We start from the raw sequence: 20,840 nt of genomic DNA on the forward strand, positions 1-20,840 counted from the left end.
GTGAACGTGCGGTTTCTGCAATCGCGCGCCCGTGAACTTCCTTACACTGAACACTGATGAAGCGCTGGGCGGGGGGACTTTTGGCAGCGACGCTCGTGGGTGGAGCGCTCGCAGTGGGTGTGGCGTCGCAGCCGGGGGGCACACTGGCCCCGGGGCTGCGCATTGCGGGGGTTGAGGTGGGCGGCCTGACCCGCCAGCAGGCCCAGGCCGCGCTGGACACGCGGGTGGCCGCCGTGCCCCAGGTGACGGTGCAGGCCGGCACCCGCCGCTGGACCCTCGGCGCCGATCGCCTGGGCTGGCAGGCCGATACCGCGCGCAGCCTGGACGCCGCGTTCGAGGCCACCGGTGACCGCAGCTTGCTGCAGAAGGTGCAGGGGCTGATGGGGCAGGCCCCGGTGCAGGACCTGCCCCTGAGCGTGACGGTGGACGCGGCGCAGACCAGGGCCACCCTGAACACCCTGACCGCCGCGCTGAACACCCAGCCGAAGAACGCGGCCATCTATTTTGACAAGACCACGAAAAAGTATGCGGTCAAGCCGGGCAACCCTGGCCGCCAGGCCGACGTTACTGCGGCGGTGAACACCTACGCCGCCAACCCGGCCCTGACCACCCTGGCCGTGCCGGTGAAGGAATGGGCGGCGAAGTATACAGCCGCCGCCCTGCAGGCCCATGTGGACCGGGGCAACGCGCTCAGCCGCCCGTTCATCGCCTCGCTGGACGGCACCGACCGCACCGGGGCCCTGAGCGCCCTGGAAGTCGCGAACCTGTTCTGGGTGCGTGAAACGGGCATTGTGCCCGACGAGCAGACCCTCAAAGCCGCCTTTGGCCGCCTGACCGAAGTCCTGGACCGCCCGGCCCAGAACGCCCGCTACGCCATGCAGGGCGGCAAGCTGGTGAAGGTGAGGGAAAAGGCCGGGCGCGTGACCGACCGCGCCGCCGCCTACACCCTGTTCCGCAAGGTGGTGCTGGATCCGGCGCAGAAGACCGTGCTGTTGCCCAGCAAGGTGCAGCAGCCCACCCTGACCCTGGCCGAACTGCCCGCCGCCGACCAGCTGGAACTGATCGCCGTGGGCAAGAGTACCTACTACCGCAGCAGCGCGGCGCGGCGCACCAACGTGGCCAACGCCGCCGCCAAGATCAACGGCGCGGTGGTGCCGGCCGGCGAGGTCTTCAGCTTCCTGAACACCCTGGGCGGCATCACGCCGCAAAACGGCTTCGTGGGCGGCCTGATCATCAGCGGTGGGCGCACGGTGGACGGTCTGGGCGGCGGCGTCTGCCAGGTCAGCACCACGGTGTTCCGCGCGCTGTACAACGCGGGTCTGCCGGTGGTGGAGCGCAATCAGCACTCCTACCGCGTGGGCTACTACGAGCCGCAGGTGGGGTTTGAAGCGGCCGTGTACGACCCGGGCCTGGACCTGAAGCTCAAAAACGACACCAGTGGCCCCATCCTGATCAAGACTGTAAACAACGACGCCGCCAGCACCCTGGAGGTGCAGGTGTGGGGCATCAGGCCCGCGCGGACGGTGACGGTGAGCCCGGCGGTCATCACCTCGCGCATCCCACATCCGGGCCCGCAGTACGTGGTGAACCCTGCGCTGCGCCCCGGTACCGTGCGGCAGGTGGACTGGGCCGCCGACGGCTACAGCCTCTACATCACCCGCACCATCAAGGAGGGGGGCGTGGTCCGTACCGATCAGGTCAAGACGGTCTACAAGCCCTGGCGCGCGGTATACGAAACCGGTCCGCGCGGCTAAGCGGCGCATGGTGAAGAGGGGCCGCCGGGGTGGTGTGCCCCTCTGATCGTGGGTGAAGTGGCCAGACGGTAGAGAAAGACCTGTGCGCCGTACTCGACGGCCCCACGGCTGAACCCATCCCCCAGAAGCCCACACCCTTGACCCTGCCTGCTTCACACCCCCCGGCTCCCTCACGAACGCCCGTTTGTTCCCCACGCCGGAACGCCCAGGCGTCTAGACGCACCTTGCCTGCTCTTTGCAGGGCCCCCTATGGTGGAGCCATGAGCGCGAAGATCGTGGCCGTAATTCTTAGCACCGGGGGCGCCCGAGGCTAGGCAGTTGCACGGCTTCGCACACCCCCGCCCCAGACCAGGGCGGGGGTTGTTCATTGCACGACACAGGAGGAAGGGCATGCGTTCAGACCATGGGCCAGAGCAGGCACAGCCGCACCCCCCCACACCAGAGCGGGGTCAGATGAACGGGGCCAGGGCCCTGTGGGCCACCCTGGCCAGCCACGGGATTTCCACGGTGTTCGGGTACCCCGGCGGGGCGATCATGCCGGTATACGACGCCCTGACCTTCTACCCGGAAGTGCGCCACGTGCTGACCCGCCACGAGCAGGGCGCCGCCCACGCCGCAGAGGGCTGGGCCAAGGCCACCGGTGAACTGGGCGTGTGCATGGCGACCAGCGGGCCCGGCGCCACCAACCTCGTGACCGGGCTGGCCGACGCGATGCTGGACAGTGTGCCGCTGCTGGCCATCACCGGCAACGTGGCCAGCCACCTGATGGGCACCGACGCCTTTCAGGAAGCGGACATTACCGGGATTACCCTGCCCATCACCAAGCACAACTACGTGGTGCGCGACGTGGCCGAATTGCCGCGCGTGGTGGCCGAGGCCATTCGCATTGCCCGCTCCGGGCGCCCGGGGCCGGTGCTGGTGGACATTCCCAAGGACATTCAGCTGGCGGCCTACCACGGCGAGATTCCGGCGCCCCAGGCCCGCCCCGAGGCCCCCGCCCCCAGTTCCGAGGCGATAGCGCGCGCCCGCGAACTGTTGCGCGGGGCCAGAAAGCCGGTGCTGATGGTGGGGGGCGGCAGCCTGGACGCCGCCGCCGAGATCACGGCGCTGGCCCGCGCCTGGGACATGCCGGTGATCACCACCCTCATGGGCCTGGGCACCTTTCCAGCCAGCGACCCCCTGTGGCTGGGCATGCCCGGCATGCACGGCTCGGTGGCGGCCAACCGCGCCATCAGCGAGGCAGACGTGCTGCTGGGAATTGGCCTGCGCTTTGACGACCGGGTGACGGGCCGGGTGAGTGGCTTTGCGCCCCAGGCGGCCATCATCCATGTGGACCTGGACGCCGCCGAGATTGGCAAGATTGTGCGCACCCATGTGCCGGTGCGCGGCGACGCGGCCCTGGCGGCCCGGGCACTGGCCCAGGAGGCCCAGCCGCCCCCCCGCGCCGAGTGGCACGCGCAGCTGCGCGACTGGCAGGCCCGCACCGAAACGCCGGCCCACTGGGGCGCGGGTTATGCGGTCAAGGCCGTGGTGGAGCGCCTGCACCCCGACGATCTTCTGAGCAGCGATGTGGGACAGCACCAGATGCTGGCCGCGCAGCTGGCCCGCTTTGAAAAACCCCGGCGCTGGATCAATTCCGGCGGCCTGGGGACCATGGGCTTTGGCCTGCCCGCCGCCATCGGGGCCGGCATGGCCGAGCCCGGGGTGCGCTCGGTGGTCATTGCCGGGGACGGCGGCTTTCAGATGACCGCCCAGGAACTGGCCACGCTGAAGATGTACGACATCCGCAACGTCAAGATCTGCATCATCAACAATTCCTACCTGGGCATGGTGCGTCAGTGGCAGGAGCTGTTCCACGAGAAGCGCTATTCCGAAGTGTGGCTGGGCGATTCCAACCCCGATTTTCTGAAGCTGGCCGATGCCTACGACGTGCCCGGCTACCGCGCCCGCACTGCAGAGGAACTGCCCGGCGCCATTGCCGCGTGGCTGGCCGACCCCAAAAGTGCCCTGCTGGAAGTCGTGGTGCCGCACGAGCACGGCGTCTTTCCCATGGTGCCGGCGGGCGCCGCCCTGTCCGAGATGATTGAGACCGAGCCCGCGCGCCCCGGCGCCCCCACCCCAGAGGCGAGCGAAGCATGACCCCCGAACAGTCCATTCCTGACCACCTGCTGTCCATCCTGGTGCGCGACGAGCCGCGCGTGCTGACCCGTATCACGGCGCTGTTTGGCCGCCGGGGCTACAACATCAAGAGCCTGTCGGTGGGCACCACCGAGCACCCCGGTGTGTCGCGCATGACCATTGTGGTCAGCGGGGACCGGGGCGTGGTGGAGCAGGCCATCCGCCAGCTGGAAAAGCTGCACGACGTGGTAAAGATCATTGACCACAGCCTGGAAAAGTACGTGGACCGCGAACTGGTGCTGGTCAAGGTGGCGATCAACCCCGACACCCGCGTGGAGGTGCGCCAGATCGCCGAGGACTTCCGCAGCCGCATCGTGGACGTGGGCCGCCACGCCCTGACCTTTGAAGTGACCGGCGACGAGGGCAAGATCACCGCGTTCGTCGAGCAGCTGCGTCCCTTCGGCATTCTGGAAACCATGCGCACCGGCCGCATTGCCCTGACGCGCGGCAGCAACGCCGATATTCCGGGGCACGTCTACCACAGCGGCGAAACCCAGGCCCTGCACCCCACCCTGCCCGCCGAACCCAGAGAGGAACGGGCGCGCGAAGTGCCCAACATGTTTTAGTGGATGGTTGATCGTTGATGGTTGATGGAAAAAGCCCGTCACTGTCAACGATCACCCTTCGACCATCAACAACTCTAGCCCAGAGCCCCACCCCGCCCCCCTTCTATAGGAGAATCCCCCAATGGCTGCCAAGATGTACTACGACCGCGACGTGTCCACCGCCCCCATTGACGACAAGCTGATCGCCATCATCGGCTACGGCTCGCAGGCGCACGCGCACGCCCAGAACCTGCGTGACAGTGGGTTCAACGTGGTGGTGGGCCTGCGTGACGGCAGCCCCAGCCGCGCCAAGGCCGAGCAGGCGGGCCTGCGCGTGGCCAGCATCGAGGACGCCACGCGGGAAGCGGACGTGATCATGCTGCTCATCCCGGACGAGCAGCAGCCGAAAGTTTACGAGCAGAACATCGCGCCTCACCTTGCAGACGGCAAGGCGCTGGCGTTTGGGCACGGCTTCAACATCCACTTCGGGCGCATTGCGGCGCCGGCGGGCGTGGACGTGTTTCTGGTGGCACCCAAGGGCCCCGGGCACATGCTGCGCCGGGTGTATGCCGACGGCGCGGGCATGCCCGGCATCTTCGCCGTGGCCCAGGACGCCACCGGGGGGGCGCGTGACATGGCCCTGGCCTACGCCCGGGGCATTGGCTGCACCCGCGCGGGCGTGCTGGAAACCACTTTCAAGGAAGAAACCGAAACCGACCTGTTCGGGGAACAGAGCGTGCTGTGCGGCGGCGTCACCCACCTGATTCAGGCAGGCTTTGAAACGCTGGTGGAGGCCGGGTATCAGCCCGAAATCGCCTATTTCGAGACGCTGCACGAGGTCAAGCTGATCGTGGACCTGATTTACGAGAAGGGCTTTGGCGGCATGCGCCACTCCATCTCCAACACCGCCGAATTTGGCGATTACGTGACCGGGCCCCGCATCATCACCGCCGAGACCAAGGCAGAGATGGGCCGCGTGCTGGCCGATATTCAGCAGGGCAAGTTCGCTGAGCGCTTTATTGCCGACGCGGAAGCAGGCTTTCCCTTCATGGAGGAGCAGCGCGGCAAGATGCGCGGCCACACCCTGGAAGTGGTGGGCCAGGATCTGCGCGACAAGATGCCGTTTATCAGCAAGAAAGCGCTGGAAGTTTAAGCAGACCTGCCCACCCAGGCCCCCCGCCCGCCGTGGCAGGGGGCTTCCGCTGTTTATGCTGAGCTTCACATGTTCGAACTCTCGGTGAAGGCGGCGCAGGACCACGTGGGGGCGGGCGAGTGGCGCAAGGGGCGGCCCTACGTGGCGGGCTTGAGCGCCCTGAGTGCCCAGCCGGATGGCGGCGCCGTGACCCTGAGCGGCTGGGCGCGGGGCCAGGAGCGCTACCGCGTGCAGGCCAACCTGCAGGGCGGGCAGGTGGCCGGTGCCCACTGTTCCTGCCCGGTGGGGGATGAGGGCGGGTGCAAGCATGTGGCTGCCCTGCTGGCCCGCGCCGCCGAGGCACCCGGCGACTTCGAGACCCTGCCTGATCTGGACGTGACCCTCTCAGGCATGGGCGCGGCTGACCTGCGCGCGCTGGTGCGCCGATTGCTGCGCCGCGCGCCAGAGCTGACGCGGCTGGTGGTGGCCGGGGGCACGGGCACCGGGCTGGCCGGGCAGGTGCAGGCCGCCTTCGCGCAAGTTGTGTACGACCCCGAAGAGGACTGGGAGGGCGAGGGCCCTGACCTGGATGAGGTGTGGACCCTGACCGAGGAGCTGACCCGGTTGAGTGAGACCCCTGGCGCCGAGCCGCAGGCGGTGCTGAACGCGGCGGTGGCCCTGCTGGACGGCGCCGCCGAGCTGCAGGACGACGACTATGGCGTGGAGCTGCACGATCTGGCTGCCCCGGCCCGCAGCGCCCTGCTGCGCCTGCTGGCGCGCGACCTCAGCGAGGATGTCCGGTCCTCGGCCCACGACGCGCTGCAGGAGGCCACCGCCGAGTTCGGCTGGAGCGCCGCCGAACTGGCGCAGGAGGAACAGGCCGGGCTGTTTGCCGCCCTGCCCGCAGAAGACCGCGCCCTGATCCTGGGGTTCCTGCAGGGCCTCACCGACGCCGAGGGCCGCGACTATCGCCGCCGCGAACTGGCCCGGACCCTGGCCGTGCTGGGCCAGCTGGGCGCGGGCGAGGTCACCCCCGAGGCCGAGATAGCCCTGGCCCGCGCGGCGGGGGACCGCGAGGGGCTGGTGCGCCTGCTGCTGGCCCAGGGCCGCACCGGGGAGGCGGTGGCCGCCCTCACGGAAGGGTCGCGCCCCGCCGCCCCGCAGGAGGTGGAAGCTCCGTTCCGTGACTATGGCCTGCTGGACACCCTGGAAACCTACGCCCGCACGAACCTGCGCGTGTATGGCGCGCGGGCGTGGCTATACGGCCATTACCGCGCTGCGGGCCGCGACCCCGAAGCCCACGCCCTGGCCCTGGACGCCCTGCTGAACGGCACTGGCGATCACCCCGACCTCACCTCGTTCTTTTTGCCGCGCGATCTGGACTGGCTGGCCTCGTTGAAAGCTGTAAGCCCTGACTGGCCCGCCGACCGCGAGCGCCTGATCGAGCACTGGGCGAAGAGGGCCGCCAACCTGGGGCGTCTCGTCCTCTTTCTTCTGAACGAGGGGCTGGGCGAACGGGCGCTGAGCGTCCTCAGGCGCCACAAGGCTGACCCGGTGCGGGTGCTGGGGCCGCACATCGCCACGCGCCTCGCCCTGGCGCTGCCGGCCGAGCAGGCCAAACCGCTGCTGCTGCAGGCCGCCACCGCCCACATTCAGGGTCGGGGGCGCAAGCATTACGCGGACGCCGCCGGGGCACTGCGCTCGGCGGCGCCGCTGCTGGGCCACGACGAGGTCCGCTCGGCGGCCCGCCTGTTCGTGCAGGAATATCCCACCCTGCGCGCACTGAAAGAGGAACTGGTCCGGGCAGGGCTCCTGTCGGCCGGCCCCCCTAACGCGCGTTTGCATTAGACAACTGGGGTGGGGTGCCGCGCCCCGCCCCTTACCCTGAACCCATGTTCATGTTCGGCCTGCTTCTTGGCGTTCCTCCGGTGGAGTGAACGGCACGGAGCAGTTGCCCAACACCGCCCCCGGAGGACGCCCCTCCGGGGGTTTTCGCTTGCCTTTCCCACAGGAGCCCGCCATGACCCAGCACCCGGCCCGTATCCGCATCTTCGACACCACGCTGCGCGACGGCGAGCAGTCCCCTGGCGTGGCCCTGAACCACGCCCAGAAACTGGAAATTGCCCACCAGCTGGCCCGCCTGGGGGTGGACGTGATCGAGGCCGGCTTTCCCATTGCCAGCCCCGGCGACCTGGAAGGCGTGTCGCGCATTGCCCGCGAGGTGCGGGGGCCCATCATTGCCGGGCTGGCCCGCGCGGGCCGCGCCGACATTGACGCGGCAGCCAGGGCCGTGGAGGCTGCCGGGAAGCCCCGCATTCACACCTTTATTGCCACCAGCCCCATTCACATGGCCAAGAAACTGAACCTGGAGCCCGACGCCGTGGTGGAGCGCGCCGTGCAGGCGGTGCAGTACGCCCGCACCTTCGTGGACGATGTGGAATTCAGCGCCGAGGACGCCACCCGCAGCGACCCCGCGTTCCTGATCCGCATTTTCCAGGCGGCGGTGGAGGCCGGCGCCAGCACCATCAACATCCCTGACACGGTGGGCTACACCACGCCCGACGAGATTCGCGCGCTGTTTGCCCAGATTCGCGCGGCGCTGCCGCCCTCCGTGATCCTGAGCGCCCACTGCCACGACGACCTGGGGCTGGCGGTGGCCAATTCCATCGCGGCGGCCGAGGGCGGCGCCCGCCAGATTGAATGCACGGTCAACGGCATTGGCGAGCGGGCCGGGAACGCCAGCCTGGAAGAACTGGTCATGGCCTTTCACACCCGCCGGGACCACTACGGTCTGGAGACGGGCATCCGCACCCGCGAGCTGTACCGCGCCAGCCGACTGGTCAGCCGCCTGAGCGGCATGCCGGTGCAGCCCAACAAGGCCGTGGTGGGCGACAACGCCTTTGCGCATGAAAGCGGCATTCACCAGGACGGGGTGCTGAAGGCCCGCGAAACCTACGAGATCATGAACGCCGAACTGGTGGGCCGCGAGGCCGCCGTGCTGGTGATGGGCAAGCACAGTGGCCGCGCCGCTTTCCGCAAGGCCCTGACCGATCTGGGCTATTCGGACCTGCCCGACGACAAGGTGCAGCACCTGTTTGGCCGCTTCAAGGAGCTGGCCGACCGCAAGGGCCAGATCTACACCGATGATCTGCGCGCGCTGGTCGAAGCCCGCAGCGATATTCCGCAGACCTTTACCCTGGCGGGTTTTCAGATCACCAGCGGCATGAACATGACGCCCGTGGCCTTTGTGCGCCTGCACACCCCCGACGGCCCGGTGGACGCCACCGCCCACGGCGACGGCCCGGTGGAGGCGGCCATTCAGGCGATCAACCGCATCACGCAAATTACGCCGCAGCTGGAAACCTACCGCATTCAGGCGGTCACCGGCGGCGGTGACGCGCTGGGCGAGGTGAGCATTGGCGCGCGCTACGGCGAAACCAGCCTGCACGGCACGGGCGTGGCCACCGATGTGGTGGAGGCCAGCGCCCGCGCGTGGCTGCGGGTGATCAATCAGGTGGTGGCCGGCATGGGCAAGACGCGCACGATCACCCAGACGACGCCGTGAGGGGGCAGGGGGCGGCTGGCAGAAAGCAGATGGCCTGTCGCAGCTTAAGGGGGAGGGAGCGCAGCGGGGCCCCTACACTGGCCGGGTCTATCCGCCCTGCCCCCTCATGATCCGTATCCCCGGCGCCCGGTGCTGGCGGGCTTGCTGGGGTTTGTACTAGGACCTCTGGGGCTGCTGTATACCAGTACGCTGCTGGCGCTGGGCAGCTGGATTCTGGTGCTGCTGGCCTGGCCGTACCTGGTGGGTGCAGAGTGGCGTATGTGGGGGTTGCGGGCGGCGGCTGCGGGGCTGGGCTTCTGGTGGGCCGAGTATCGCCCGCCCCTGAATGGGTGGCCGCGGCTGCTGATGACCCTGGATCGTCCGGGCAAACGCAAGGCGCTGCTGGCTGGCCTGGGTCTGCTGGCGGCGACCTCCGCTCTGTCTCGGGTGGTGACCTATACCCGCACCTCCAGCCCGGTTATGCTGCCCACCATTGCACCCGGCGAGGTTGTGCGGGTACGCCTGCGTTTCGATCCGGCGCGTTCGGTGCAGCGGGGCACGCTGGTGGTGTACCAGTTGCCGTCTTCAGGGGGCCGGGCCCTGTCGCGGGTGGTGGGTCTGGCCGGCGACCGCATAGAACTGCGGCGCGGCCTGCTGTTCGTGAATGGGCAGCCCAGTGACGATCCGGCGCGCATTGAGGTGTTGCGAGCGGCACAGTGCCTGGATGAGAGGCTGGTGCTGAACAATCAGGCGAGGCTGGGGCATAGTGGCGCCGTGCAGGTGCCCACAGGTCACGTGTTCGTCCTGGCTGACAACCGGGCCGATCTGTACGCGGATTCCCGGTCCTTTGGACCGGTGCCGCTGGAGCAGGTGGTGGGGCTGGTGCAGCCACGCCGCCAATCGCGGGCACTCAAGGCAGAGCAGTGTCGTCTGGAGGGCTCGCCTTAAGATCTGATGCCGTGGGTGCCCCAGTCCTTTCGGGCCTCATGTCGCCTCGCCGTGGCAGCATGTCGGGGTGAATCCTTTACTGCTCCGAACCGCTCTTATCACCGGCGCTGTGATTGGCCTGCTGAACATCGTCTTTGCGGCTCTGGACTACGGCCTGGAAAATCTGCCCCTGTGGTTCTACGCCGCCCAGCTGCTGCTGCTGCCCGCCATGATTCTGCCCATGCGCTATTTCCCGCAGGCCTCGGCCACGCGCGATTTTCTGGGGCGCGCCGGCCTGTTCGCCCTGGGCTGGGCCGTGCCGTTTGCTATCTACAAATTTGCCCACGACGTCCTGAGTCCCGTGTTTGATCCGGTGGCCTCGCTGATTTCCTACGCTGTGACGGTCCTGCTGTTCTCGCTGATCTTCGCGGCCATCCGGCGGCCCCGGGCCGGCTGAAGCGTGCGCCTGGCGATTCTGGGCGACGTGCATGGCAACGCCTCCGCGCTGCAGGCCGTGCTGGGCGACCTGCGCGCCGCCGCCCCCGATCAGGTGCTCAACCTGGGTGACACGGTGTGGGGGTGCGCGGACCCGGCCCGCGCCTGGGCCCTGCAGCAGGAACACGCGCCGCCCACCGTGCGTGGCAACACCGATGAGCGCGTGGCGGGCCTCAAGGCCGGCAAGGAAGAGATGCGCGCGTGGCTCCGCCAACACCTGCCCCCCGGAATAGGGGAGACCCTGGCCGCCCTGCCCACCTTTCACGACGTGGCGGGCGGCGAGGTGCGCGTGGCCCACGGCTCGCCGCGCAGCTCCTGGGAAGACCTGATGCTCACGGAGGACGGTGGCCACACCCGCCCCGCCCAGTTTGCCGAGCTGCGTGAACGGCTGGACGGGTTCTCGGTTGAGGGCGGTGGCCGCGTGTGCGTGGTGGGCCACACCCACCGCGAGATGCTGACGGTGGTAGACGGTATCACGGTCGTGAACGCCGGCCCGGTGTCGCGGCAGAAAGACGGCCTGCCCCTGGCCCGCTGGGTGCAGCTGACGCGCCGCACCGGGCACTGGACCGTGGAATTTCGCCGCGTGCCCTATGACGTGCAGGGGGCTGCCGCCTGGGCCCGGCAGCACGGTCCGCCCCGCGCTGGGGCCCACGAGGCCCAGTGGCTGGCCGCCGGCCGCGAGCCCTGAGCGCTTCGGAACTTCCTGGCGGCCAAACCTCTGGCCACAGCAAACCCCCCTCCACTGCGGAGGGGGGTTTTCAAACTGTGTGGTGTCTTTAGCGGCCCGAGGGCACGAACTCGCGGTCAGCGAAATCCTCGCGGGCGCGGGGGGCGCGGTCGTCGCGGTCCCGGCTCCAGCGGCCCTGGCCACCACGGCCGCCACCCTGGGCACTGCCGCCCCGGTTGCCGTAGCCGCCCCGGCCGCCGCCCTGCGCGCTCCGGTTGCCGTCGTCGCGGTAGCCACGGCCACCCTGGTAGCCGCCGCCTTCACGGCGCTCGCGGGTGGGCTGCTCGAACAGTTCGGGCAGTTCCTGCGCCACTTCCACGCCCACCTCGCCTTCCAGCGGGCTGGCGGCCATCAGCTTCTCCACAAACTCGCTGGGCACGTCGGCCACAGCGCCGCCACGCCACTGGCGCACCTTGCCCAGGCGGCGGGTGTCCAGATCGGCGGTACGGGCCAGCAGGGCCACGGCGCGCGCCACGCTCATGCGCTCGGCGTGCAGGATGATGGTGGTCAGGCCCTCTTCACCGCTCAGCAGGCTGGCGGCCTTCACCGGCTCGGTCACGCCGCTGATCTTGGCCAGGGCGCGGGCCAGGGCTTCCAGGCCCAGTTCGCTGAACAGCTTCTCGGCCTCGGCCTGGAAGTTGGCGGCGGCTGTGGCGTCCACCTTGCGCACCATGTCGGCGCTGGCCCGCGCGCTGGCGGCGGCCACTTCCTTGGGGGTGGGCAGGGGACGCTCGATAAAGCGCACGCCCGTCACGCGCTCCAGGCCCATCATTTCGCGGTTCTCGCGGTCCCCGTACATGATGATCGCGGTGCCGGTGCGCCCGGCGCGGCCGGTGCGGCCCGAACGGTGCACGTAGCTCTCGGGGTCCTGGGGCAGGTGGTACTGCACCACCAGGTCCACTTCCGGAATGTCCAGGCCGCGCGCCGCCACGTCGGTGGCCACCAGCACGCCCACACGTCCGCTGCGGAAGGCCCCCAGGGCACGTTCACGCTGGCTCTGGGCCAGGTCGCCGTGCAGCGCCTCGCTCTCGATGCCGCGGTGAATCAGCTCGTTGGCCAGTTCATCGGCCTCGCGCTTGGTGCGGGTAAACACGATGGCCTTTTCAGGGTTGTACACCGTCAGCAGGTCGGCCAGGACGCGGGTGCGGGTGCGGCCCACCTTCACCTTCAGGTGCTCCACGGTCTGCGCGGCCTGGCTCTTGCCCTCGCCCACCATGTCCACGATCAGGGGGTCATTCAGGTACTTGCGGGCCAGGCGGTTGATGTCGCCGGTCAGCGTGGCGCTGAACAGCATGGTCTGGCGGGTTTCGGGGGTCTTTTGCAGAATGGTTTCAATCGCGTCGGCAAAGCCCACCGACAGCATCTCGTCAGCCTCGTCCAGCACGGCGAACTGCACCTCGCTGAGGTCCAGGTTGCCGCGTTCCAGGTGGTCAATCAGGCGCCCGGGGGTGCCCACGACCACGTCCACACCACGGCGCAGGGCGTTTTCCTGCGGGGCGTAGGCGGCGCCGCCGTACACCGTCACGGTCGAGAGGTGCGCGCCGCTCTTGGAAAACTCCTCGGCCACCTGCTTGGCCAGTTCGCGGGTGGGGGCCACCACGATGGCGCGCGGCAGACGGGCCCGCTCACGGCTGGCTTCCAGCTTGGAAATGATGGGCAGGGCAAAGGCCAGGGTCTTGCCCGTACCGGTGCGGGCGCGGCCAATCATGTCGCGGCCTTCCAGGGTATGCGGCAGGCTGGCTTCCTGAATGGGGCTGGCTTCGGTAATGCCACGTTCGGCGAGACGCGCCGCGAGTTCGGGCGCAATCAGTTGATCAAAGTTCATTTGTTGTCCTTTCGGGAAAGTCCCCTGCAGAACTCCAAACGCCTTCAAACCCTGAAAGCTCGTCCTTGAAAGTGGGGGCACTCTCCAGCCGCACAGGTGAGTCCTGCGCGGCGCACGAAGAAAAATCATACAGGTTTTCTGCGCTGAATGCAACTGCTCAGACAGGCGGGCGCGCGTGCGCCGCCATGCAGCGCCGGGATGGGGGCCCTTCCGGGCTTGGCCGCGCTGTATTCGCTGGCAAGAAAGATCGCTTGCCAGACCCGCCCTGTGGGGCGCCAGATGTTCAGAGCCAGTGCCGGGAACCTGTGCCCGTTGGAGTGCCGTTCGCCGGGCGCCGGGCGGGGCCGCGCGGCCGGTCAGCCCACGGCGGCGCAGCACAACAGGCCGCCCTGGGAAAACTCCCGGGGCGGCCTGTTGTGCTGCTGGCGTGTTTTACAGCGCCAGGATGGGCGCGAAGTTGCCGCTCAGACCACCTGGGAAGAAGCCCCCGGTGGTGGCGGCGCCGGTGGTGTCCAGGAACACGATGTTGGCCACCTGACGGGGCGTGCGGCTGAAGGCGATGCCGTTAATGTCGGTGGGGACAATGTTGGCACTGCGGGCCGGCAGGAAGCTGGGGTTGCCGGCGCCTGCCGTCAGGCCCTGGTCGCGGTCATCGGCGCCGTCCACAGCGTCGCGCAGGTTGCTGATGGCCTGCACAACCTGCTCCACTGTCAGGCCAGCGGCGGCCTGCTGGGCGCGGCGCTGGTACAGCTGCGTGCGGATGGACCCGGAGTGGTACGCCTCGACCGCCAGAATGCCGGCCGCGTTTTCCAGGTTCCCGTTGGGCCGGTCATCCACCAGCAGGCGCGCGGCGCCCTTGTAGGCCGTGACGCCCACGTCCTCGAAGATGAACGCCCCGTGCAGGAAGAACAGTTCGTTGGCGTAGGGGTTGAAGTTGGTGATGGCGCCGTTCGAGGCAATCCGGCCGGCGGCCTGGAAGGCAGGCCCAAGGTCCAGTTGAGGCTGGACCACGGCGGCGCCGCCCAGCACCTGACGAATGACCTTCACGTGTGCCAGTTCGTCGTCTGCGATTTCGTGCGCCATGGCGAGCATGTCGCCCGTCAGACCAGGAACGGCAACGCCACCGCGCCCGGTGAAGCCGGCGGGGAGGGTGACCTTGCTGGCGTCGCCACCGGCAGCGGTCAGTTCATCCAGACGGCCCACAGCGGCGAGGTAAAAGGCCGCTTCCAGGTATTCCAGGTTCAGCGCGAAGTTGAAGATGGTGGCGTCCAGGTTGACCTTACTGGGGTTGGTGGCCAGAACGCTGGTGCAACCGCTCAGGACGGCGCCGGCGCCCACCAATCCGGCGGCTCCCAGGAACTTGCGGCGGGTGCTGTGGCCTGCGGTGCTGTTGTCTTGACTCATGGTGAAAACCTCCGGGACTAAGGGGAATGGACCAGAACGCTGGACGGGAGAGTCAACCGTGGAGCTGCTGGTCCTGCCCCGGTGGGGAGGAACGGCGGCGCCCGATTGCCTTCACCCGGTCTGTATGCGGCCCCGGTGAGGTTGGATCACGCAGCCTGGCCTGGATGAAAGAAGGGTGAAACTTTGTGAGAACAGCCGAAAAAGCCCGTAGGTCATTGCTCGCCGGTTTTCTTCAGGGCGGGCGTAGCCTCCTGAATCTGCTTGCCGTCGGCCCCAGCGCCAGCAATGGGGCACGGCACAGCCCGGCAGCGCCGGGACAAAGAGGAGCAGCTTCCCGGAAGGGGCTTCCGACCATGCAGGCACCGTGCGCCGCTTCGGTGCGCTCACTTCCGCCTGTCGTCGTCAGGCCCGGGGCGGCGTTTCGGCCTGCGCGGGCCACTCTCCGCCCAGGGCAATCCAGGCGCTCAGCAGGTCCTCGGGGGCCGGGGCGTGCAGGTGCAGGGGGCGACCGGTCGCGGGATGGGGCAGGGTCAGAAAGTGCGCGTGCAGTGCGTGCCGGGGAATGTGCGCACTGGGGCGGCCATAGACCGGATCGCCCAGGATGGGGCTGCCCAGATGCGCCAGATGCACGCGAATCTGGTGGGTGCGGCCGGTGCGCGGCTGGGCCCGGACCAGAGCCAGTGTGCGGCCGTGGCCGTCGGGGAGGGCGGCCAGCGGGGTCATCAGGGTCTGGGCCTCACGCGGGTGGGCGCCCCCCACAGTCATGCGCTGGCGCTGCACGGGATGCCGGCCCACCGGCGCGTCCACCTGCACCGGCGCCTGGGCCCGCCAGCCGCCGGCAGCAATTGCCAGATACACCTTCTGGGTTTCACGCGCCTTGAAGGCGTCGGCCAGACGGGCGTGGGCGGCCACAGTCTTGGCCACCACGATCACGCCGCTGGTGTCGCGGTCCAGACGGTGCACGATACCGGGGCGGTAGCCGTCCGGGCCGTCAAACCCGGTCTGCTGGGGCAGGCGCATCCGGCCCAGCAGGGCGTTGACCAGGGTGCCGCTGCTGACGCCGGGGGCCGGGTGGGTCACCATGCCGGGGGGCTTGTTCACGGCGATCAGGTGCTCGTCCTCGTACAGCACGTCCAGCGGCCGGTCCTCGGGCTGCACGGCCGCTTCCGGGGGTGGGGGCGGGCGCACGCTCAGGGCCTCGCCGCCGCGCAGCTTCAGGCTGGGCTTGGTCACGGGCTGGCCACCCACGCAGACATGGCCGCCCTCAATCCACCCAGCCACCTGTGACCGGCTGGCTCCACACAGCGCCGCCAGCACAGCGTCCAGACGCCCGGGGGTGCCGGTGAACTGCAGGGGCGCCGGGGTGCTCACGGGGCGCAGTGTAGCGCCCGGGGCTGGCTGGTCTGATCAGGCGATAGGTCAACCGGCCGCCCTCACCCCGGCTTTATCCGGCCTTCACCCCCAGTGGGCGTGGTCATCCAGACCGGGGCTGAGCGCATAGAACTGGGCAGGTGAATCCCTGGCCGCGCCCCTGCGGCCACCCCTGCCCAGCGGGGCCAGCGCCGACCGGCGGTCTGCCCCTGCCCTTCTTCCCGCCCACGCGGCCACCCTTCCCGGGACCGCCCACCCCATTTTTCCGAGGAGCTGTTATGCCCAATATTGGTCCTGCCGAACTGATCATGATCTTGCTGGTTGCACTGGTGGTATTTGGTCCGCGCAAGCTGCCCGAGCTGGGCAAAAGCCTGGGCCACGGCCTGCGTGAGTTTCGCCGCACCACCCAGGGCCTGAAAGACGAGCTGAGCCTGAGCGCCGCGCCCGCAGCGGTGGCCCCAGTGCCAGTCGCCACCGCCACGCCAGAAGCCGTGGTGCCTGCCGCCCCGGCCCCGGCCCCGGTCGCTGCCCATACCCTGATCGCCACCGAAGCGAAGCCCGACTGAGGCCCTTATTCATGAGCACTCTCTAATGGTGGGGTGTGTCCTGACATACGGAGGTAGCCTTTCAAGCTGTTACTCTGAGCCCGTTCTCATGACTCTTCCCTTCCCTGACCTGCCCGATGAGGCGCTGATCCACGCCATGACGGAGCGGCGGGAAGAGGCCCTGCAGGAACTGCATCGCCGGTACGCCCGGCTGCTGTTCGCCCTGGGCCGCCGGATGCTTCACCAGCATGAAGATGTGGAGAGCTGCGTTCAGGACGCCTTTTTCAATGCGTGGCGACATGCGGGCCGCTTTGACCCGGCCCGGGCCAGCGCCAAGACGTGGCTGGTGAGCATTGCCCACCACCGGTTTTTGCAGGAGCTGCGCGACCGCCCCGACACGCCGCTGGAACTGGAAGACTGGGACGCCCCCACCCGCAGCCCGGACCCCACCGACCGCCTGATGGCCCAGCGCGCCGTGGACGGGCTGGAGCCGCACCACCGCGAACTGGTGGAACTGGCGTACTACCGGGGGTTTACCCACAGCGAACTGGCCATCCTGACCGGCCTGCCTGTGGGTACAGTAAAATCCCGGCTGCGCTCGGCGCTGGACCGCATGCGCGCTGCACTGACCCGCGCGCCAGGCGCCTGATCCGCCCCCCACCCCACCACAGAGGCAGGTGAATTGCTGTGAACGTCAACCGTGAAGATCTGGTCAGCCTGGCGCTGGGGCTGCTGAGCGCCGAGGAGGAAGTGCGTGTGCGCGCCGCCCTGAACGCTGACCCGGCCCTGCAGGCGGCGTACAGCGAGGACCTGGACACGCTGCACCGCCTCCCCGACAGTCTGCCCCCCGCCGAGGTGCCCGAAGGCGCGCTGGACCGCCTGATGGCCCGCGTCCGTGCCGGGGAGAGCCCGGCCCAGGCAGTGCAGGTTGAGCCCAGTGCGCCCGGGCCAGCGCCTGTTCAGCTGCCGCCGAAGCCGCGCCGCTCGCTGGCGCCCGTGCTGGGTGCGCTGGGGCTGGCCGCGGCCCTGGCCGCCGGGGTGCTGCTGCTGCGGCCCGCGCCCCCGGCCGATTTGCTGGGCGACTTCCGCGCCGCGCCGGGCGCCGTGGTGACCGCCCTGGCACCGGCTGACGGCGCCGCTGCGGGCGAGCTGATACGCCTGCCCGATGGCCGCGCCTACGCCCGCCTGAACACCCCGGCGCCGGCGGGCCGGGTGTATCAGCTGTGGCGCCTGGAAAATGGGCAGCCGGTGTCGGTGGGGGTCTTCAGCGGGCAGGAGATTCAGTGGCAGGGCGCCCAGGCCGGGCAGACGGTGGCGGTCAGCGTGGAACCTCCCGGCGGCAGCCCGCAGCCCACCACCACGCCCCTGCTGGTGCAGGCACTGTAAACCGTTTCCTTCGCTGCTGGTCCTGGGGCCCGCGCCTGTCCACTGGGGCAGGGCGGGCCCCCTTGTGTTCGGCTGGCCCGGATTACCGCAGCCAGTCTTCGGCCACGTCCTGCGCGGCGCGGCCACCCAGGTCATCCACCTCGTCCTTGCGGGTGGCCCAGGCCGGAAAGGGGTAATTCACCAGCACCGGGTTGGGCACGTCCGGCTGGCTCACCAGCATGGTGCCGGGCTGCAGAATCCCGGCGCGGCTGCGAAAGCTCTGGGGCAGAAAGCGGTATTCGGGGCGCTCGGCCTCGGCCAGGTCCAGGCGCCCCACCACGCGGATGGCCGCGTTGGACACAATGCGCCGCTCCACCTCGCTGGCAGTCTGCTGCGCGCCGATCAGGATGATGCCCAGCGAGCGGCCACGCTCGGCGATGTCCAGCAGCACGTCCTTGATGGGGCTGCTGCCCTCACGCGGGGCGTACTTGTTCAGCTCGTCCAGCACCACGAAAATGGTGTCCTGGCGGCCATACTTTTCCTTATGCTCGAACAGCTCGCGCAGCAGCACGCCCACCACGAAGCCCTGGGCGTGGGCGCCCAGCTTGTGGATATCCACCACCGTGGTCTGGATGCCTTTTCTCAGCAGGTCCGGGCGGTAGCCCTGTGCCTGCTGCGGGCTGAGGTCCCCGCGCACCAGCGGTGAGAGGTGCTTTTGCACTCCCCGCAGGCGGCGGATAAAGGCGCGCAGCGTGCCCTGATTCTGCTTGAGCACCCACTTCGGGTCGCCCTCGCCGTCGTTCTGGTCCAGCAGTTTGAATTCCAGGTAGGCGATGAGCTGCGAGAAGGTTTCCAGGCGTGTCTTGCCCAGTTCGTCAAAGCGCACGTTCTCATCCAGCAACACGTCCTGTTCAGGTTGCCAGTCTTCCACGGTCAGGTACGGTGTGGTGTCGCTGCCCGCCAGTCGCGCCAGCTTTTCCTCCACATTGCCAATCACGAAGCCCAGGTTCAGGCTGGCTGCGGCGTCGCTGAACACGTAGGGCAGCATGCGCCCGGCGGCAAATTCGCGCAGGGTAAACACGAACGGCACCACCCCGGCGGCGCGCTGCTCCACATCTGGCACGATGGCCCCGGCGCCGGGCCTGGGGGGCGCCAGAAACTGCACGTCGCGGAAGGGTTCGACCGGCAGGCCCAGCCGGGCGTAGCGGCCCTGCGCCCAGCCCTTGCGCCCCTGCACGGTGCCTTCCTTGTCGGCCACGCGGCGGTTGGGCTGGTCCAGAAACAGCAGGTCCTCGCCCTTGACGTTGAAAATCAGCGCGCGGGTGTTGTGGCCCTCGCCGCGCGTGTTCAGCACGCCGCCCCGGAAGATGGAATGCAGCAGAAAGAGCGCGTAACTGGTCTTGGTGGCCACTCCCGAAATCCCGCTGATGTTGATGTGCCCCCCGGATTCCCCGTTCACGAACTGGTAGTTCACCGGCAGCACCTGCCCGTCGGCCAGCAGCCCGCCGGCAAAGGCATAGTCCATCTTGTCAGCGCTGAGGGCCAGGCGCAGGCTCTCGCCGGTGGCGTGCCTCACCTCGTCGCCGGGCTGGGGGGGAATGAAATCCTCGGGGTCCACGCGGGTGACCAGCACGCGCGCCGCGTAGCTCACGCTGGCCGGCAGCAGTCCGGCCACCACGTCCTGCACGTCGCTGTCAAAGCTCACGCCCTCGTGCCGGGTGCGCACATGGTCCACGATGCCGTAAAACTGCACCGCCGAGCCGTCGGGCTTGCGGGTGCGCACCGCCACCAGATCGTCCATCTGCACGCTGGCGCCCGGCAGGACCGAGAACCAGAAGGCCACGGGCGTGGCGTCCTCGGTGCCCAGCACCATGCCAATGCGGTCCACAGGGCTGGTGCTCACGCCAGGACCCCCTGACCGACCAGGTGGGCGCGAATGCGCCGCGTGACCAGTTCCAGGCTGCCCATGGAGCGGCTCATGGCGTGTTCCAGGGCGGCGGTGGGAATCAGGTTCTGCGGCGCGCGGGCATCTTTGTGCAGTTTGCTGCCCAGCCGGTGCAGCAGGGCGCCCGATAGATCGGCCACCGACTGCACGGCGCGGGGCACAAAGGCGCTGTCTTCCGGTGCATGCATTTCCAGCCGCATGATGCCCGCCAGTGGGTGCTGGTAAAACGGCGCGTCGCACAGGCGCACGTACCACGTGAAGCGCTGCTCGCGGCCCTCGGCGTCACTGACCTGCCCGCCCCGGTCGCCCACCCGGAAACGCAGAATAGGAGTCCGTTCCCCGCACCTCAGCTCGCTCAGCAGACCGATGCGGTCGGCGCCCAGATAGTCGGTGTGCAGGGTTTTCACGTAGCCCACCACGGCGCTGCCGCCCCGCCCCAGACGCACTGGACCATCCTGCAGCACCAGCGTTTCGGGCAGGGCGTCGGTTTCGCCCTCCTCCTGCGGCATGGCAGAGGCGTAGTGCTGGCTCAGGGCGTGTTCGTCATCCAGCATCAGGCGCTGGACCTGCCCGCGCGGCCCTTCCACCTGGCGCCCGCGAAAGGCGTGCGGTTCGTAGTCCAGTACGCCGGTGTGCGGGTTCAGGGGACTGAGCCGCGTGGGTTCCAGCGGCACGTCCGCACTGTAGGCCAGCACCCGGCGGGCCCGCACGCCCTGCAACTCGGCCTGCCGGGTGCCGTGGGGGCACAGGCTCACGGCGCCCACCACGTAAGCCCCAAATGCGGCCAGGTGCAGTTCGCCCGCCTCGTCATCCATCAGCAGGCGGGCTTCCATGCGCGGCTTGCCGTCCACCACCACCACCTCGCGCAGCGACCCTGGAATGCCGCGCGTGGGTACAGCTGCCCAGCGATCCGTTTCCACGTCGAAGACCAGGCCGGCGAAGGGTTTTAAGGTCAGCTGTCCTTCAAAAGTGTCCACAGGCCAGGGGTCCAGACGAATGCGCATGCCGGGCATTCTACGCGCTGGGCAGAATGCGGCCGTGCAGGTGCGCCGTGGAACAGCAGGGCTGAACAACAGAAAACCG

Annotated in this window: 17 protein-coding genes; 12 read left to right on the plus strand and 5 right to left on the minus strand. The window is 68.9% G+C overall.

Annotation, left to right across the window (positions count from 1 at the left end; all coding sequences use genetic code 11):
• The first annotated feature begins 119 nt into the window (after positions 1–119).
• From C8263_RS00455 to C8263_RS00495, 9 genes are all read left to right on the plus strand, one after another.
• Entirely contained in the window at positions 120–1,754 is a 1,635-nt protein-coding gene (locus tag C8263_RS00455; protein ID WP_332888907.1) for a VanW family protein, read from the plus strand.
• Positions 1,755–2,207: 453 nt separating this feature from the next.
• Positions 2,208–3,893: a biosynthetic-type acetolactate synthase large subunit gene (ilvB, locus tag C8263_RS00460; RefSeq protein ID WP_199188272.1), complete on the plus strand. Its 1,686-nt coding sequence runs from the start codon at positions 2,208–2,210 to the stop codon at positions 3,891–3,893.
• Complete coding sequence (gene ilvN, locus C8263_RS00465) at positions 3,890–4,498, plus strand: acetolactate synthase small subunit (protein ID WP_199188249.1); 609 nt, start codon at positions 3,890–3,892, stop codon at positions 4,496–4,498. The genes ilvB and ilvN overlap by 4 nt, the downstream gene beginning before the upstream one ends.
• 121 nt (positions 4,499–4,619) lie before the next feature.
• On the plus strand, positions 4,620–5,630 hold the full coding sequence (gene ilvC, locus C8263_RS00470; protein ID WP_107136138.1) for a ketol-acid reductoisomerase: 1,011 nt from the start codon (positions 4,620–4,622) through the stop codon (positions 5,628–5,630).
• A 69-nt stretch (positions 5,631–5,699) separates the two neighbouring features.
• Positions 5,700–7,457 (plus strand): SWIM zinc finger family protein, encoded by a 1,758-nt coding sequence (locus tag C8263_RS00475; protein WP_107136139.1) that lies wholly within the window; start codon positions 5,700–5,702, stop codon positions 7,455–7,457.
• Between the two features lie 172 nt (positions 7,458–7,629).
• Positions 7,630–9,174: a 2-isopropylmalate synthase gene (locus C8263_RS00480; RefSeq protein WP_107136140.1), complete on the plus strand. Its 1,545-nt coding sequence runs from the start codon at positions 7,630–7,632 to the stop codon at positions 9,172–9,174.
• A gap of 141 nt (positions 9,175–9,315) precedes the next feature.
• Positions 9,316–10,101, plus strand: a complete 786-nt coding sequence (lepB, locus tag C8263_RS00485) for a signal peptidase I (RefSeq protein ID WP_158263713.1) — start codon at positions 9,316–9,318, stop codon at positions 10,099–10,101.
• A gap of 109 nt (positions 10,102–10,210) precedes the next feature.
• Positions 10,211–10,537: a hypothetical protein gene (locus tag C8263_RS00490; RefSeq protein ID WP_332888908.1), complete on the plus strand. Its 327-nt coding sequence runs from the start codon at positions 10,211–10,213 to the stop codon at positions 10,535–10,537.
• 3 nt (positions 10,538–10,540) lie between these two features.
• Positions 10,541–11,263, plus strand: coding sequence for a metallophosphoesterase family protein (locus C8263_RS00495; RefSeq protein WP_107136143.1), 723 nt, complete (start codon positions 10,541–10,543; stop codon positions 11,261–11,263).
• 88 nt (positions 11,264–11,351) lie between these two features.
• Here C8263_RS00495 and C8263_RS00500 read toward each other — a convergent pair whose 3' ends face one another.
• The 3 genes from C8263_RS00500 to C8263_RS00510 form a co-directional block, all read right to left on the minus strand.
• Complete coding sequence (locus C8263_RS00500) at positions 11,352–13,127, minus strand: DEAD/DEAH box helicase (RefSeq protein WP_107136144.1); 1,776 nt, start codon at positions 13,125–13,127, stop codon at positions 11,352–11,354.
• A gap of 432 nt (positions 13,128–13,559) precedes the next feature.
• Positions 13,560–14,531, minus strand: a complete 972-nt coding sequence (locus C8263_RS00505) for a ferritin-like domain-containing protein (RefSeq protein WP_107136145.1) — start codon at positions 14,529–14,531, stop codon at positions 13,560–13,562.
• Positions 14,532–14,933: 402 nt separating this feature from the next.
• Positions 14,934–15,902 carry an RluA family pseudouridine synthase gene (locus C8263_RS00510; RefSeq protein WP_199188250.1) on the minus strand — a complete coding sequence of 323 codons (969 nt, stop codon included), beginning with the start codon at positions 15,900–15,902 and terminating at the stop codon, positions 14,934–14,936.
• Between the two features lie 278 nt (positions 15,903–16,180).
• On the opposite strand from C8263_RS00510, the gene C8263_RS00515 reads away from it, so the two are divergent.
• The 3 genes from C8263_RS00515 (at position 16,181) to C8263_RS00525 (ending at position 17,833) form a co-directional block, all read left to right on the plus strand.
• The gene (locus tag C8263_RS00515; protein WP_107136147.1) at positions 16,181–16,468 is read left to right on the plus strand and encodes a Sec-independent protein translocase subunit TatA/TatB; all 288 of its coding nucleotides are present in this window, start codon (positions 16,181–16,183) and stop codon (positions 16,466–16,468) included.
• Between the two features lie 88 nt (positions 16,469–16,556).
• Positions 16,557–17,096, plus strand: a complete 540-nt coding sequence (locus tag C8263_RS00520) for a sigma-70 family RNA polymerase sigma factor (protein ID WP_233218554.1) — start codon at positions 16,557–16,559, stop codon at positions 17,094–17,096.
• 38 nt (positions 17,097–17,134) lie between these two features.
• Positions 17,135–17,833 carry an anti-sigma factor gene (locus tag C8263_RS00525; RefSeq protein ID WP_107136148.1) on the plus strand — a complete coding sequence of 233 codons (699 nt, stop codon included), beginning with the start codon at positions 17,135–17,137 and terminating at the stop codon, positions 17,831–17,833.
• A gap of 82 nt (positions 17,834–17,915) precedes the next feature.
• Here the strand turns inward: C8263_RS00525 and C8263_RS00530 are convergent, their stop codons facing one another.
• Positions 17,916–19,685 carry an ATP-binding protein gene (locus C8263_RS00530; RefSeq protein WP_107136449.1) on the minus strand — a complete coding sequence of 590 codons (1,770 nt, stop codon included), beginning with the start codon at positions 19,683–19,685 and terminating at the stop codon, positions 17,916–17,918.
• Positions 19,686–19,711: 26 nt separating this feature from the next.
• Positions 19,712–20,761 (minus strand): DNA double-strand break repair nuclease NurA, encoded by a 1,050-nt coding sequence (locus C8263_RS00535; RefSeq protein WP_107136448.1) that lies wholly within the window; start codon positions 20,759–20,761, stop codon positions 19,712–19,714.
• Positions 20,762–20,840: the final 79 nt, after the last annotated feature.

This window comes from Deinococcus arcticus, assembly GCF_003028415.1.
GTDB classification, from domain to species: domain Bacteria; phylum Deinococcota; class Deinococci; order Deinococcales; family Deinococcaceae; genus Deinococcus; species Deinococcus arcticus.